The sequence below is a fragment of the Roseibium sp. RKSG952 genome (assembly GCF_009711355.1).
On sequence record NZ_SMMF01000908.1, the window covers coordinates 1 to 13,161 of the forward strand.

Genomic DNA, 13,161 nt, shown 5'->3' on the forward strand with positions numbered 1-13,161 from the left:
GCGTTCAGCTGCACAGACCAGCAATATGCAAAGGTCTCTTCAAGTGAGCCATGAATACGCAATTCTGTCGAGCGAGCCACAAAAAAGAGGCCAACCGGACGCGACAAACCTTGCAGACACTTCGTTTTTGGCGGAAGAACGGAAACACGAGCCTTGTCCACCCCTGCGGGATGCCGGCGCCGGCGTTCGAGATCAAACGGCCCATGCAAATCATTCCAGATCCTCTCCGCCGGCTTCCCCAAATCCTGAAAACATGGATCTCGCCGAACCTGCGCATGTTTCTGGACAGCCGGATGCCGACTGTCTGGGTGCTTTCCCTCGTGATCGGCGTTTTGGTGGCCGTGGCCGCAATCCTGTTCCGCATGGGGATTGGGCTGATCCAGTGGACATGGCTTGGAACCACGTCCGAGAAGGTCATGCAATCGGCCATTCATCAACCCTGGTGGCTCATCTTGAGTGCACCGGCAGCAGGCGGGCTGATCGTCGGATTGCTCCTGCAATTCCTGACCAAGAAGCAGCGGACCGGCGGGGTTGCAGATGTCATCGAGGCACGGGCTCTGGGAGGGCGCGGCTTGCCCTTGCGCGACGGGCTGATGTCCGCTCTCATTACGGTCATCTCCCTGGGTTTCGGAGCAAGTGCGGGCCGCGAAGGGCCCGTGGTCCATCTGGGAGCGACGCTCGGCACCGCACTTTGCCGGGTCTTCAGCCTGCCCGATTCGGCCCGGCGCATCCTGCTTGCCTGCGGCGTTGCCAGCGCGATCTCCGCGTCCTTCAACGCCCCGATTGCAGGCGTCCTGTTTGCCCATGAAGTCGTTCTCGGCCACTATGCGCTCTCGGCATTCGTTCCGATTGTCCTGTCGGCAACGGTCGGAACGGTGCTGGCAATCCAGTATTTCGGCAATGCGGCTGCCTTCGAAATCCCGGCCTTTGCGTTTCCGCATTACTCAGAGATCCCGGCCTTTGCGCTGCTGGGGGTCGTCTGTGCCATTGTCGCAATTGTCTTCCAGTTCTCGCTCATTGGAACGGACTGGTTCGCACGGAACATCAGGATGCCCTTGTGGCTGCGGCCGGTTGTGGGCGGTTTTGCGGTAGGTGCCATTGCCATCGCCTTCCCGGGCGTACTTGGGGTCGGCTACGGCGCGACCGACCTGGCACTCAAGGAGGAATTGCCGTTCCTGATGTTGATCGGCCTTGTGGTGGCAAAGACCGCGGCCACCGCAATCACTTTGGCATCGCGTTTCGGGGGCGGAATCTTTTCGCCGTCCCTTTATCTCGGTGCCATGGCAGGAGGGGCATTCGGGATCGTTGCCGCGGCCATCTTTCCCGAATCTGCGTCGAGCCAGACCTTTTATTCCATTCTCGGCATGGGGGCCGTTGCCGCGGCCATGCTCGGCGCCCCGATTTCAACCACCATGATCGTGTTCGAGCTTACCGGCGGCTATGCCTTGTCGATCTCGCTGCTCTTGACCGTATCGATCTCGACCGGACTGACGCATCTGGTCCACGGCAAATCCTTCTTCCACTGGCAGCTTGAAACCCGTGGGGTCTGCCTGCACGAGGGTGCGCACCAGTATTTGCGTGAAACCGTGAAAGTGCGCGACTTCATGGATCCGCCACCGGAAAAGGAAGAAGACCGTCACTTTTCTCCCGGCGGCGGCCGTCCCTATCTACACGCCACCGACACGCTGGAAAGCGCGCTGAAGACGTTTGATGCCGGCGGACATGAAGAACTGCCGGTTGTCGCAAGCGGCGACGCCGGACGGATCATCGGCATTGCCCGGCATGTCAAGGCACTGAGCTATTTCAACAAGGCCCTGATCCAGGTCAGCGAGGAAGAACATCGCTAACCCCTCACCGGGAATGATCAGCGCGGAGACGGGTCCGTGGGCAAAACGGCACCGACATACTGATGCGAATTGTGCGTGTTGAAATACCGTTTCCGGAGGTCTTTTGTTTTCATGTGCAAAAGCGCCTGACGGCCATACAGGCCCGGCCAGGTAAACGGCGCCAGCCCAGTGAACGGCAGGAACGGGTTCCGGCGCAAGGATCCGTAGATCCCGACCCGGACGGACGGGCGCACGCTGGGCCCTCTTGCATGAAATCCATGCGTGTCGGCCACCACATAGGTGTTGCCGGGAACGGCAAACGGCACCGGATCGCCAAACCCCATTTGCCGGATCTCGTCCGCGGTTGCCCGGAACGAGCCACGGGCATGCAGACGGTTCTTGTTCGTGGCCGCCTCCTCGCTTTGCAGCTGCTCCCATCGTGCCCGCTCCGCCGTCAGCTTGTGCGATCCCGGCACATAGGTGAAAGGGCCTTCTTCTGCGGGCACATCATAAAGAAAGAACCACGACTTGGAGGTCGGTTGAAACGTATCGGAATGAAAGTGTGTCTGCGGGTCTGGACGTCCCTTTTGCGGATTGGTCAGGACGATGTGCAGGTAAACGATCGGATCCGCGTTGGTGCTGGCCACATATTGCAGGCTCTTGCGAAACAGGCTGCTGTTCACAAACGCGTTCAGACACGGCTTGTCGCGTAGAACGGACGGCGGCAGCGGGATAAACCGGGTCACCGCATTGCCTTGCTTCATGTCCCAGGCGTGGAACCGGTTTTGCTCGACTTCCGCCCGCAGACCCGCCAGATCGGTCTCGCTCAAGACGTTGTCATACCGCAGATACCCGTCCCGGTCGTAGTTTGCCCGCATGTCCTCCGGAACAAAGGAAGCCAGCCTCCTGCGGCGCCAGTCGCTCATCTGCTGCGCAAGCCGGACGCGCCCGACATGCAGGCCCCGCGCATTCAGTCTCCGGCTTCCGATGATCGGATTGTCGCAGAAGGACTTGGCGCCGGTCGCAAGCTCTGCCGCCCACAAGGGTGATTTCAAAATATCGACGGGTTTCATATGCTTGGCTCGAAAAAACAATCAGGCGCCATAAACACCATGGCGCCTGACAAGGTCAAGTTGCGATATGCGCCCGCCTAAACTGCGGCGGTCGCGTTCTCCAGCCACTTCCAGGTCTTGTCGTCCAGCAGCGGTCCGACCGTTTCGGCAACGCGCTTGTGATAGTCATTCAACCAGCACCGCTCCGCTTCGGTCAACAAGGTGGTGTCGACAAGCCGCAGATCGAACGGCGCAAGGGTCAGGGTTTCAAACCCGAGCATCGGCCGTTCGCCGCCCTCGACTGCCTGCGCTTGCGTGACAAGTTCCAGGTTTTCCAGCCGGATACCGTATTCGCCGGCCGGATAGTAACCAGGCTCATTGGAAAGGATCATCCCGGGCTTGAGCGGCGTGGCGCCGGTCTTGGCGATCCGCTGCGGTCCTTCATGGACAGACAGATAGGAGCCCACGCCGTGACCCGTGCCATGGTCGAAATCCAGCCCCGCCTTCCACAGATCGATGCGCGCGAGCGTATCCAGTTGCGCACCTGTCGTGCCTTCCGGAAACCGTGCCGTGGAAATCGCGATATGCCCTTTCAGCACCAGCGTATAGTGCCGCTTCATGCCGGCGGTCATTTCGCCAACGGCCAGCGTGCGCGTGATGTCGGTGGTACCGTCTTCGTATTGAGCGCCTGAATCGATCAGATAGGGTTTGCCTGCCGGGATCTTGAGATTGCTCGACCGGGTGACCCTGTAGTGGCAGATTGCTCCATTCGGGCCTGCGCCCGAAATCGTATCAAAGGAAATGTCTTTCAGGACGCCGGTCTCAAGCCGGAACTGTTCCAGTTTTTCGGCAGCCCCGATCTCGTCGAGGTCACCAGACGGGGCCACTTCGTCAAACCAGCACAGAAACTTCGCATAGGCGACGGCATCGCGCAATTGGGCCGCGCGCGCACCTTGAATTTCCACGCTGTTCTTGACCGCCTTCGGCAACAGAACCGGGTCGCTGCCTTCCACGAGCGTGCCCCCCGCGTCTCGGATTGCCGCCGCAATGCCTTCACCGGCCAAAGCCGGATCAATCAGGACGGTCTTGCCAGCCGCGCCAAGAGCATTCAGGGCCGGTTTGAGCTCCGAGGGATCGGCAAGGCCGGTCAGACCGGACAAGCCGTCCCGCACCGAATTGGACAGCTTGCGGCCATCAATGAAAAGGGACGGCTTGTCCTCTGCCGGGACAATCGCAAAGGACAGGGGAAGCGGTGCATGGGGAACATCCGAGCCACGGATATTGAACAGCCAGGCTATCGAATCCGGCTGGGTCAAGACGCATGCATCCGCCTTCTTGTCTGAAATAGCCTTCCGGATATCCGCAAGTTTGCTCTTTGACGCAAGACCGGCCTTGTCGAGGGGATGCAATGTGACGGCCCCCAGAGGCGGCTCGGGCCGGTCTACCCAGACCGCGTCAACCGGATTGTCATCCAGAAGCACCAGTTCGGCTCCCGCGTCCTCACATACCTTGCGCAAGCGCCGCACCTCGCGCACGGTGTGAAGCATGGCATCAATGCCAAGACGCTGTCCGGATTTCAGACGCGCAGCCAACCAGTCCGTAACCGGTTCATTGATCAGGTGCCGGGCTGGAAAAACAGCCATGTCGACCTGCTCGCGAACCTGGATCGTGTAGCGTCCATCCACAAAAACGGCCGCTTCTTCGCCGAGCACGGCCGCCATCCCGGCCGAGCCCGAAAAACCCGTCAACCATTCCAGGCGGCAATCAGCTGCCGGGACATATTCGCCCTGATGCGCATCGGCGCGCGGAATCAGAAAACCGTCAAGCGCGAGGCGCTTCAGTTCGGACCTGAGAAGCGCTGCATGCGGCGCTCCGCAGGATGGATCGGAAAGATCGTCGAATGTCTGGAACATGGTTCGGGACGCTAATACCAACCATCGGACCGGATCAAGATGAAAACCGAAAAGGCGCCAACCGTCCGGGGAGAACATCTTTTGCCCCGGCAATCCAGCATAGCAAGCTCGCAACGCAACATTACATTTCGCACATGCGAAAAACGCAAGCCTGTCATGCATCGCGGTGGCTAGCTTATCGCGTTGAAATTGCTCATATCCGGCACAAGAAAATCAGGACGTGCTCCTTCCGGACATCACCGCCGGACCTCATTGCACGGAGAACAAGATGGTAATGGAAACAAGAAACTCGACCCGCGGCAGCTTTGTCCGCCGCGCCTTCTCACGCATGATCGATGCCCGTGCCGCACAAGCACAGCGCTATGTGAACGGCTATCTGCTGTCGCTGGACGACGCAACGCTGGCCGCCCATGGCTATGACCGCGCGGAGCTGGAGCGCGAAGGTGCGAGCTCCATGGTCTTTTGACCATTTCCGCCCCCCGGAAAACAAAAGAAGCGCGAAGGTCCGACCTTCGCGCTCTTTTTTTGCCATTTGGCAGGATGGAGCCGGGCTCTGCCGGTTACGCGTCCTGACGGCCGCGGACAAGGGTCAGGGTCAACCATCCATCCTTCTCGCGCCGGCGCACCAGATGGAACCCTTGCGTCCGGTAGGCGAACAGAATTCTCGGGCCGTCCTCAATCCGCAAGCCCGACAAGACCAGCGTCGCCGTAGCCGTCATCTGCGCCGAAATCGACTTGGCCATCTGCATGAGCGGGCGGGCTAGAATATTCGCGATCACCAGATCAAACGGGCCATAATAGCCGAACCTGTGATCGGCCATGCCGTTGGCGGTAAAGGTGTGGACCAAATGCCCGACCTCGTTCAGCCGCGCATTTTCGGCAGCCGTCTGGGTGGCGACGGGATCAATATCGGTTGCGAGAACCGGCTGCCGGGCGAGGCTTGCAGCCGCGATCGCCAGGACACCGGTTCCGGTCCCCAGATCCAGAATGGCATCATAGCTACGCATGCACAAAAGCCGGTCAATTTCCTCAAGACAGCCGGCGGTCGTGCCGTGATGGCCGGTTCCAAAGGCAAGGGCTGCCTCGATTTCAAGGCCGACGGCCCCACCTGGAACTTTGTCCCGATCGTGGCTGCCGTGCACCATGAACCGCCCGGCACGCACCGGCGCCAAGCCCTCGAGGCTCTTTTCCACCCAGTTGATATCGGGAAGTTCCTCGGCTTCCAATGGCGCTGCAAATGCATCGGCTCCGACCCGGTCCCGAACAGCACCGGCCGCATCTTCGGCCTCGATATCGAACAGAAGCACCTCTGCGGCCCAGATCCTGCCGTCGGCAGAAGCCTCATAGATCGTTACCGGATTGCCGTCGTCCTCAAAAGCCCGCTCAAGGATTTCCGCAATCCGTTTTGCTTCCAGTTCTTCCGCCGTGATGCGTACCCTGATGGTCTTCATCGCCCAATTCGCGCCTCGTTCAAGTCAAGATGCCGCGATATACCGGCTGAAGCTTCCGGCTGCCAGAGCTAATGGCGTTCAAGCTTCAGATTGAACCAGCGGCAGGCGCAAACTGACGGTCAATCCCCCGCCGGGCGTTTCCATGAGGCACAAGCTGCCGCCATGGGCCTCGGCAATTCCCCTGGATGTCGCAAGCCCCAGCCCGAAGCCCGTCCCGGGCTGAACCTGCCGGGCAAGGTCGCCGCGCTCGAAAGGTTCCAGCATCCTCTCGAAATCCTCTTCCGCAATCCCCGGCCCATGGTCGATCACCCGGATCTCCGCCTGGTTGTTGTGCCGCTTGACGGCTACGGTGACTTCCCCGGCATATTTACGCGCATTATCGATCAGATTGGACAAGGCCCGGATCAAATCGTTCCTGCGCGCATTCACGGTCAGACCTGTCTCCATTTCCAGCGAGACTTCAAAGCCGAGATCGGAAAACTGATCCGTTAGGGACTGCACGAAACTGCCAAGTGCAATCTTGGCAAAGGGTTCGTCGCTTTGGCCCTGTTTCAGGAAATGCAGCGCGCTGTTCAGCTGGTTTTCCATCAGGTCGAGATCAGCCAGATTACGCTGCTTTTGATCTTCATCTTCCATGAAGTGGATCCGCAAGCGCAACCGCGTCAAGGGCGTACGCAAGTCGTGACTGATCGCAGCCAGCATACGGGTGCGCCGGTCGACAAACTGGTTGATCCGGGTCTGCATCCGGTTAAAGGCCCTGGCGGCTTCACGAACCTCAAGGGGCCCACGCTCGGCCAGCGGCACCGGATCCATTGACTGGTGTCCGAAGGACGATGCCGCCCGCGACAGCTGTGACAAGGGACGGATCAGCGTTCTGGTCGCCCAGACAAGCAGCACGAAGAGCAGAAGCGAAAACAACGCGAGCGAGATGTAAAGGCGATTGAGAAGCCCGCCGCCCGGCCCCGGTGGCGGCCCAGGCACGCCCGCAGGGGCTAGGATTGCGCGTACCACGGTGCCGTCAGCCAAGGAAAAATACAGGATGGGCGGCCCCGGACCTTCCACTGGCCCGCCGCCCGGCTCGGCATCCAGCAAGGTAATTCCAAATCCCACCGACCCTTCACGAAACGGCCAAAACGGAGGCAAGTGCCTGGGCCCGGACGGCGGAGTGTAGTGCTCAATGATTGCGAGATTGACTTCCGGTTCCGTTGCCTGAAGCGCGCGGATAAACGCGCCGCGCTTGTCTGGCGGGGTATGGTTGAGTTCCGCTATCGCAATGCTGTTTTTTACGGCGATCGTGGCCGATTCGTTTTCGCCGTCATCGCGCTGCGCGAAGGTCATGTAGATGAGGAACAATGCTGCCACGCTCACGAGCGCAAACAGCAACAGCAGCATGATCTGGCCCGCAATTCGCCGCGGGCAGACCTGAACCAAAACGTTCTTCAAACCGGACTGACCTTGGCAATAAACTCGTAACCGCCCGAGCGGACTGTCCGGATGAAGCGGTAAGGGGCACCTCCCGCCTCGAGTTTCGAACGGACGCGGCTGATCAGAATGTCAATGTTACGCCCGTTCGACGCGCCGATCCGGCCCTGCGTCAAGTCGATCAATTGCTCCCGGCTCAGGACACGTCCCGCGCGCTCGCACAAGACCTGCAGCAGATCGAATTCGCCACCCGTCAACGAGATCTCGGCCCCTTCCGGGTTTTTCAACTGCCGCAAGGTGCAATTCAATTCCCACCCCTCAAAGCCAATGGATTGAGCATTTGTTGTGGGTGCAACGGACCCCATTTCCATGCGGCGTAACATGGCCCGGACGCGGGCTGTCAGCTCACGCGGATTGAAAGGCTTCGGAAGATAGTCGTCGGCTCCGATTTCGAGACCGACAACCTTGTCAATATCATCTCCCTTGGCGGAGACGATGATGATCGGCACAGGGCTGGACGCCCTGACCCGCCGGCAGATGCTGATACCATCTTCGCCCGGAAGCATGACGTCCAGAATCAGCAGGTCGATCCGTGCGCCCGCCAACTTTCGGTCCATCTCGGCGGCGTTGGCCGCAAGACTCACACGCCACTCGTTTTCCGAAAGGTGCCGCTGCATCAAGGCACCGATTTCAGGGTCGTCTTCAACGATCAGAATATGTGTTGACTTTGTCATGATTACAGTATGCCCAAACAGATACAAAAATCACGTCTCAAATTGTACAGTTTTGTTTCATTTATTTTCTGATATGAAATATAGAAAATACAAGAAAACTAAAAACGCAGACCATTTAATATTTATTAATATGGGACACCATCTACTCAAAACAACTGAAAATGAAAACGTAAGAATAATGGCCTGCGTTTGAACCATGGCTTCATTAAAAATGAGGCTGGGGATTTCGACAAGATCGGTAAAACACCTCAATTGGTGGTTCACAAAAAACGGAAGATATCGACAAACACATCACGGCCAGCAGCAGCACGCACACCATAGTTTCTTAATCTAATCCCCAGATTTCCGGAACACTCAGGCCCGGCTGCCTTGACCAAAGGCTATTTACCCCCATCCAACAGTAGTATTTGCGATGGCAGCCAGCCGGTCACCTCCAAGTGACCGGCTTTTTTGCACCCAACTTGAGCAGTGTCCGGAGAAACACAGCGTATATTCAAATTTCATTCTGCTCTATCAGCAACAGCCGTGCAAAATTGCAACACTCCATACTTTTGCCCCTCGAAGTGTCAAAGCTGAATTCTATCTTGGCTCCGGACAAGATAACCTGACGGAAGGAAAGAACATTTTCCCTTCATGGTGGTGACCACATGGGCAACGAACAGGGTATTGCAGCGCTTCAGAAACGCGCAGTACAGGCGCGCGGAGACAAACGGCAATCCCTTTTGATCAGGACAGCATCACTCGCGGCGTTTTTGTCGGCGGTTTGCCTTAGTGCGGGGAACACAGCTATTGCGCAATCATCGGATCTCTTGACCCGGAAACACTTGACCGGTGACTGGGGCGGCAAAAGAAGCGAGCTGGAAGCCGCAGGGATCACACCGTCCCTCCATTATCTGGGAGAGTTTGCAGCCAATCCGATTGGTGGCGAGAGCGAGGGCGCAGCATATGCAGGGAACCTCACCGCATCGTCCAAGTTTGATTTTGAAAAATTGTTCGGCGCCCAGGGCTTGTCCCTCTTCGCAAGCGTTGGCTGGCTGCATGGAACCAGCCTTTCGGAAACGTCGATCGGGAACATTTTCGAGGTCCAGGGCGTCTTTTCCGCCCCGACCGTGCGTTTGGGCAGACTCTACGTTGAGCAATCCTTTGCCCAGGGCATGATCACGCTGTCGGCGGGCCGCCGAACGCCGGGGGCGGATTTCGCCGACGTTCCAATATTCGGCAATTATGTAAATGGCGGCCTGATCAACTACGTTACCTACCTGCCTGCATATGTGTATCCGCCCTATGCAACCTGGGGCGCCAAGGCCGACCTGACCCTCCCCAACGGTTTCGAATTTTCCGTCGGTGCTTACGATGCGGATACTGAAGTCCTGGATCCAGACAATGGCGGGGTCGATTTTTCGTTTCGCCCCGCAGAGGGGGTTCTTTCCTTCGCGCAAGCCAGCTACAGCTGGAACGGACAGCCGAACGCTCCGGGTTTGCCGGGTTCAATCTGGTTTGGCGGTTTTGGCGACAGCAGCAAATACGATCACCTTACTGACCCGGACAAGAGCAGCTATGGAAACTACGGGTTTTACGGGATCGTACAGCAGCAACTCACGCAGGAAGGCGAGGATCGCACCCAAGGCCTGACGGCTTGGGGCGCACTTTCTTTCAGCCCGGACCAAACCATCAATATTGCACCGCTCAACATATTCGGCGGCCTGACATATCAGGGTCTGTTTCCGGGCCGGGATGAGGATGTGACCGCCCTGGGCCTGTACTTCGCCTCCTTCAGTGAGGATCTGGATGATCAGGACTTCGAACTGACCATTGAGCTCAATCATCACTTCCAGGTGGCTCAGTGGCTCCAGCTCACCCCGCAACTGCAATACATCATCAACCCGGACGGAAGAACCGACATTGATGACGCTGGCGTCATCGGGCTTGCCTTCAGTGTCGACTTCTAGTGCTTTTTTGTGAGGTTTCCCATCAAAACCAGCGGCAGCAATTAGTCATGAGCGTGCCAATAAAGCGTGATTTCCAGACACTCCTGCCGCGAAAACACTGGCGAAGAGCAACCCTGTCTCGCAGCGTTCTCAGTGTTCTGACCGCCGCAACGGCTTTCCTTGCAGTGATTGGAACCACCCCAACCCTGGCACAACAGGATGATCTGTTCGAACGGGAAGAACTGACCGGCGATTGGGGCGGTGAACGCACCAGACTGGAAAATGCCGGAATAACACCGGCCCTGAATTATACAGCAGACCCCGCCGCAAATCCGGTTGGAGGCGAACGTCAAGGTGCAGACTATGCCGGGGTTCTCTACGGATCGACGCGCTTCGATTTCGAAAAACTGTTTGGGGCCCGTGGCTGGTCCGCATTGGTGAGTGCATCCTGGGCGCATGGACGGGACCTGTCCTCCGACACGATCGGCAACTTCTTCATTGTCCAGGAAGTCTTCTCGGGCCGCACGTTCCGGCTTTCCGAGTTGTACGTGGAAAAGTCACTCTTCGATAAAAAACTGGACATTGCGGCAGGACGCATTGCGATTGGCGACGATTTCGGAACCATGAAGCCTTTTACCTACTATATGAACGCAGGGGTCGGGCACCACGCCCTGACGATCATCGAAAACGTTCCCGGATGGACCACGCTCCCGGATACGCAGTGGGGCGCTCGTGGACACCTTGATCTGCAAAATGGCTTCCAGTTAACCGTCGGGACATACAATGCCGATCCGTCTGTCAAGGATGCCAGCAATGGCGGTCTGGATTTTTCGTTCCGCCCGGGCCTCGGCGTTCTCACCTTCGCGCAAGCAAGCTACAGCTGGAACCGGACACCTTCCGGGAACGCTCTGCCTGGAGAGATCATTCTGGGGGGCTTTGGTGACAGCAGCAAATACGCCGCGTTGGCTGATTCAAGCGACGAGACCTATGGCAACTATGGCTTTTATGCCTTCGGGCACCAGCAGCTAACCCGCGAGGCTGCCTCCGTAAATCAAGGCCTGACGGGCTGGGCCGCCGTGACTGTGACGCCGGATCAAACCATAAACGAGGTTCCGATCGGTCTGTTTGGCGGTTTGATCTATCAGGGCCTGTTTCCCGGCAGAGATGAAGACAGCACGGCGTTCGGGCTCTTCTACACTGCTTTCAGCGAGGATCTTGAAGATCAGAATTTCGAGATTGCGATGGAACTCAACCACCGCTTCCAGATCGCACCCTGGCTTTATGTCATGCCTTCGGCGCAATACATCATCAACCCGAATGGCCAATCGGACATACACGATGCGGGCGTGATCGGCTTCGAACTCAGCATCGATTTCTAGGCGGGCCGCATGCAATGCAGCCTGATCTGCAGGGACCAAATACATGGGCAATCAAAAGATTTTTGTTTTTGACCCCCATTCAAATGCCCGGCCCTTCTTGTCTTCATATCTTGCAAACAGGAAACTCATGAAAGCTGCGGGCCTTGGTCTCATCATTCTTTCGATCCAAAGCCTCTTCACAACGGCGCATGCCGAGGACGTTCTGCACCGGGACTATCTCACCGGAAATTGGGGCGGGCAACGGGATCGTCTGGAACAAGCGGGCATTACTCCGGCCTTGACCTACACGACGGATGTGGCCGGCAATCCGTTTGGAGGGAAACGGCAAGACCTCAGCTATGCTGCCCAGCTAGGCGGCTCCATGTCATTCGATTTCGAAAAGCTGTTTGGCACAAAAGGGCTTTCCTTCTATGCGGGTGGCAACTGGGCTGGCGGAACGGATCTGACCACAGAGGCCGTCGGCAACCTTTTTCAGATCCAACAGGTTTTCGCAGGCCGGCAGGCGCGGCTTGTTGACCTGTACCTGGAGCAATCTCTTGCAAATGACCGTTACAACATTGCGCTTGGCCGCCTGTCCAGCGGCGCGGACTTTGCCGCGCTCGACCTGTTTGGTGACTACGTCAGCGCAGGAATAAACGGGAACCCGGGCAGCATCGGAGACAACCTTCCCGCCTTCACTGCGTATCCGAGGGCCCAATGGGGGATCCGGGGAAACGCCGATATTGCGGATGGTTGGGAGGTTACCCTGGGAGCCTACAACGCTGACCTTTCACCCCTGGAGGATAGCAACGGCGGCACCGACTTTTCACTGCGGCTCGACCGTGGCGTCCTGACCATGGCTCAGCTGAGTTACAGCTGGAATGATCAAAACAGCACCGGAGGCCTGCCGGGCAAAGTCCTTGCCGGCGGTTATGGAGACAGCAGCAAGTATGCCAAGGTCGATGACGAAGACGAAGACGAAGACGATGAGATCTTCGGCAATTACGGCTTCTACGCCATCGGCCAACAACAGCTGACGCGCGAAACCTCTGACAGGGGTCAGGGGCTCACCGCATGGGCCGCCCTCACAGTGAACCCGGACCAGACCATCAACCCGGTTCCTCTCGGCCTCTTTGCCGGTCTGCTTTATCAGGGGCTGTTTCCCAACCGGGATAACGACACGACCGCGTTCGGTCTGTTCTATGCGTCTTTCAGCGAAGATCTGGAGGATCAGGATTTCGAGCTGGCCATGGAAATCAACCACCGGTTCCAGGCCACGCCCTGGCTCTATATTCAACCCATGGCGCAATACATCATTCACCCGGACGGAGACCCGGATATTGAAAATGCCGGGGTCCTTGGCTTTGAGCTCAGCGTCACTTTTTGAACGGCTGCGGCATGGGCAGGCGGAACGGACTGTGGCGGCAGTTCTCTGCACGCTACCGCGCCTTACCGTTACGCGCAGAGGTTTCAACCT

Annotated in this window: 10 protein-coding genes; 5 read left to right on the plus strand and 5 right to left on the minus strand. The window is 58.0% G+C overall.

Annotated features, from left to right (window positions below; genetic code table 11):
- Window positions 1-203 precede the first annotated feature (203 nt).
- Window positions 204-1,847: a chloride channel protein gene (locus tag E1297_RS18065; RefSeq protein ID WP_155140767.1), complete on the plus strand. Its 1,644-nt coding sequence runs from the start codon at window positions 204-206 to the stop codon at window positions 1,845-1,847.
- A 17-nt stretch (window positions 1,848-1,864) separates the two neighbouring features.
- On the opposite strand, the gene E1297_RS18070 is transcribed toward E1297_RS18065, so the two are convergent.
- Both E1297_RS18070 and E1297_RS18075 read right to left on the minus strand, forming a co-directional pair.
- Window positions 1,865-2,899, minus strand: a complete 1,035-nt coding sequence (locus E1297_RS18070) for a phytanoyl-CoA dioxygenase family protein (RefSeq protein WP_155140769.1) — start codon at window positions 2,897-2,899, stop codon at window positions 1,865-1,867.
- Between the two features lie 77 nt (window positions 2,900-2,976).
- Complete coding sequence (locus tag E1297_RS18075; RefSeq protein ID WP_155140839.1) at window positions 2,977-4,791, minus strand: aminopeptidase P family protein; 1,815 nt, start codon at window positions 4,789-4,791, stop codon at window positions 2,977-2,979.
- Window positions 4,792-5,059: 268 nt separating this feature from the next.
- Here E1297_RS18075 and E1297_RS18080 point away from each other — a divergent pair, with 268 nt between their 5' ends.
- A complete protein-coding gene (locus E1297_RS18080) occupies window positions 5,060-5,257 on the plus strand; it encodes a hypothetical protein (RefSeq protein ID WP_155140771.1) in 198 nt (65 codons plus the stop codon).
- A 94-nt stretch (window positions 5,258-5,351) separates the two neighbouring features.
- Here the strand turns inward: E1297_RS18080 and E1297_RS18085 are convergent, their stop codons facing one another.
- The 3 genes from E1297_RS18085 to E1297_RS18095 form a co-directional block, all read right to left on the minus strand.
- Window positions 5,352-6,242 (minus strand): 50S ribosomal protein L11 methyltransferase, encoded by an 891-nt coding sequence (locus tag E1297_RS18085; RefSeq protein WP_155140773.1) that lies wholly within the window; start codon window positions 6,240-6,242, stop codon window positions 5,352-5,354.
- Between the two features lie 78 nt (window positions 6,243-6,320).
- A complete protein-coding gene (locus tag E1297_RS18090; protein WP_155140775.1) occupies window positions 6,321-7,685 on the minus strand; it encodes an ATP-binding protein in 1,365 nt (454 codons plus the stop codon).
- Window positions 7,682-8,398, minus strand: coding sequence for a response regulator (locus E1297_RS18095; RefSeq protein ID WP_155140777.1), 717 nt, complete (start codon window positions 8,396-8,398; stop codon window positions 7,682-7,684). The genes E1297_RS18090 and E1297_RS18095 overlap by 4 nt, the downstream gene beginning before the upstream one ends.
- Before the next feature lie 647 nt (window positions 8,399-9,045).
- Here E1297_RS18095 and E1297_RS18100 point away from each other — a divergent pair.
- The 3 genes from E1297_RS18100 to E1297_RS18110 all read left to right on the plus strand — a co-directional run bounded on the left by E1297_RS18100 (window position 9,046) and on the right by E1297_RS18110 (window position 13,071).
- Window positions 9,046-10,347, plus strand: coding sequence for a carbohydrate porin (locus E1297_RS18100; RefSeq protein WP_155140779.1), 1,302 nt, complete (start codon window positions 9,046-9,048; stop codon window positions 10,345-10,347).
- 47 nt (window positions 10,348-10,394) lie between these two features.
- Entirely contained in the window at window positions 10,395-11,705 is a 1,311-nt protein-coding gene (locus E1297_RS18105) for a carbohydrate porin (RefSeq protein WP_155140782.1), read from the plus strand.
- 127 nt (window positions 11,706-11,832) lie between these two features.
- Entirely contained in the window at window positions 11,833-13,071 is a 1,239-nt protein-coding gene (locus E1297_RS18110; protein WP_196223351.1) for a carbohydrate porin, read from the plus strand.
- The last annotated feature ends 90 nt before the right edge of the window (window positions 13,072-13,161 follow it).

Bases quoted from the DNA above. Each gene is read 5' to 3' on its own strand.
- E1297_RS18080 (WP_155140771.1), top strand. From the start codon at position 5,060: ATGGTAATGGAAACAAGAAACTCGACCCGCGGCAGCTTTGTCCGCCGC.
- E1297_RS18075 (WP_155140839.1), bottom strand. From the start codon at position 4,791: ATGTTCCAGACATTCGACGATCTTTCCGATCCATCCTGCGGAGCGCCG.
- E1297_RS18110 (WP_196223351.1), top strand. From the start codon at position 11,833: ATGAAAGCTGCGGGCCTTGGTCTCATCATTCTTTCGATCCAAAGCCTC.
- E1297_RS18100 (WP_155140779.1), top strand. From the start codon at position 9,046: ATGGGCAACGAACAGGGTATTGCAGCGCTTCAGAAACGCGCAGTACAG.
- E1297_RS18065 (WP_155140767.1), top strand. From the start codon at position 204: ATGCAAATCATTCCAGATCCTCTCCGCCGGCTTCCCCAAATCCTGAAA.
- E1297_RS18095 (WP_155140777.1), bottom strand. From the start codon at position 8,398: ATGACAAAGTCAACACATATTCTGATCGTTGAAGACGACCCTGAAATC.
- E1297_RS18070 (WP_155140769.1), bottom strand. From the start codon at position 2,899: ATGAAACCCGTCGATATTTTGAAATCACCCTTGTGGGCGGCAGAGCTT.
- E1297_RS18085 (WP_155140773.1), bottom strand. From the start codon at position 6,242: ATGAAGACCATCAGGGTACGCATCACGGCGGAAGAACTGGAAGCAAAA.
- E1297_RS18105 (WP_155140782.1), top strand. From the start codon at position 10,395: ATGAGCGTGCCAATAAAGCGTGATTTCCAGACACTCCTGCCGCGAAAA.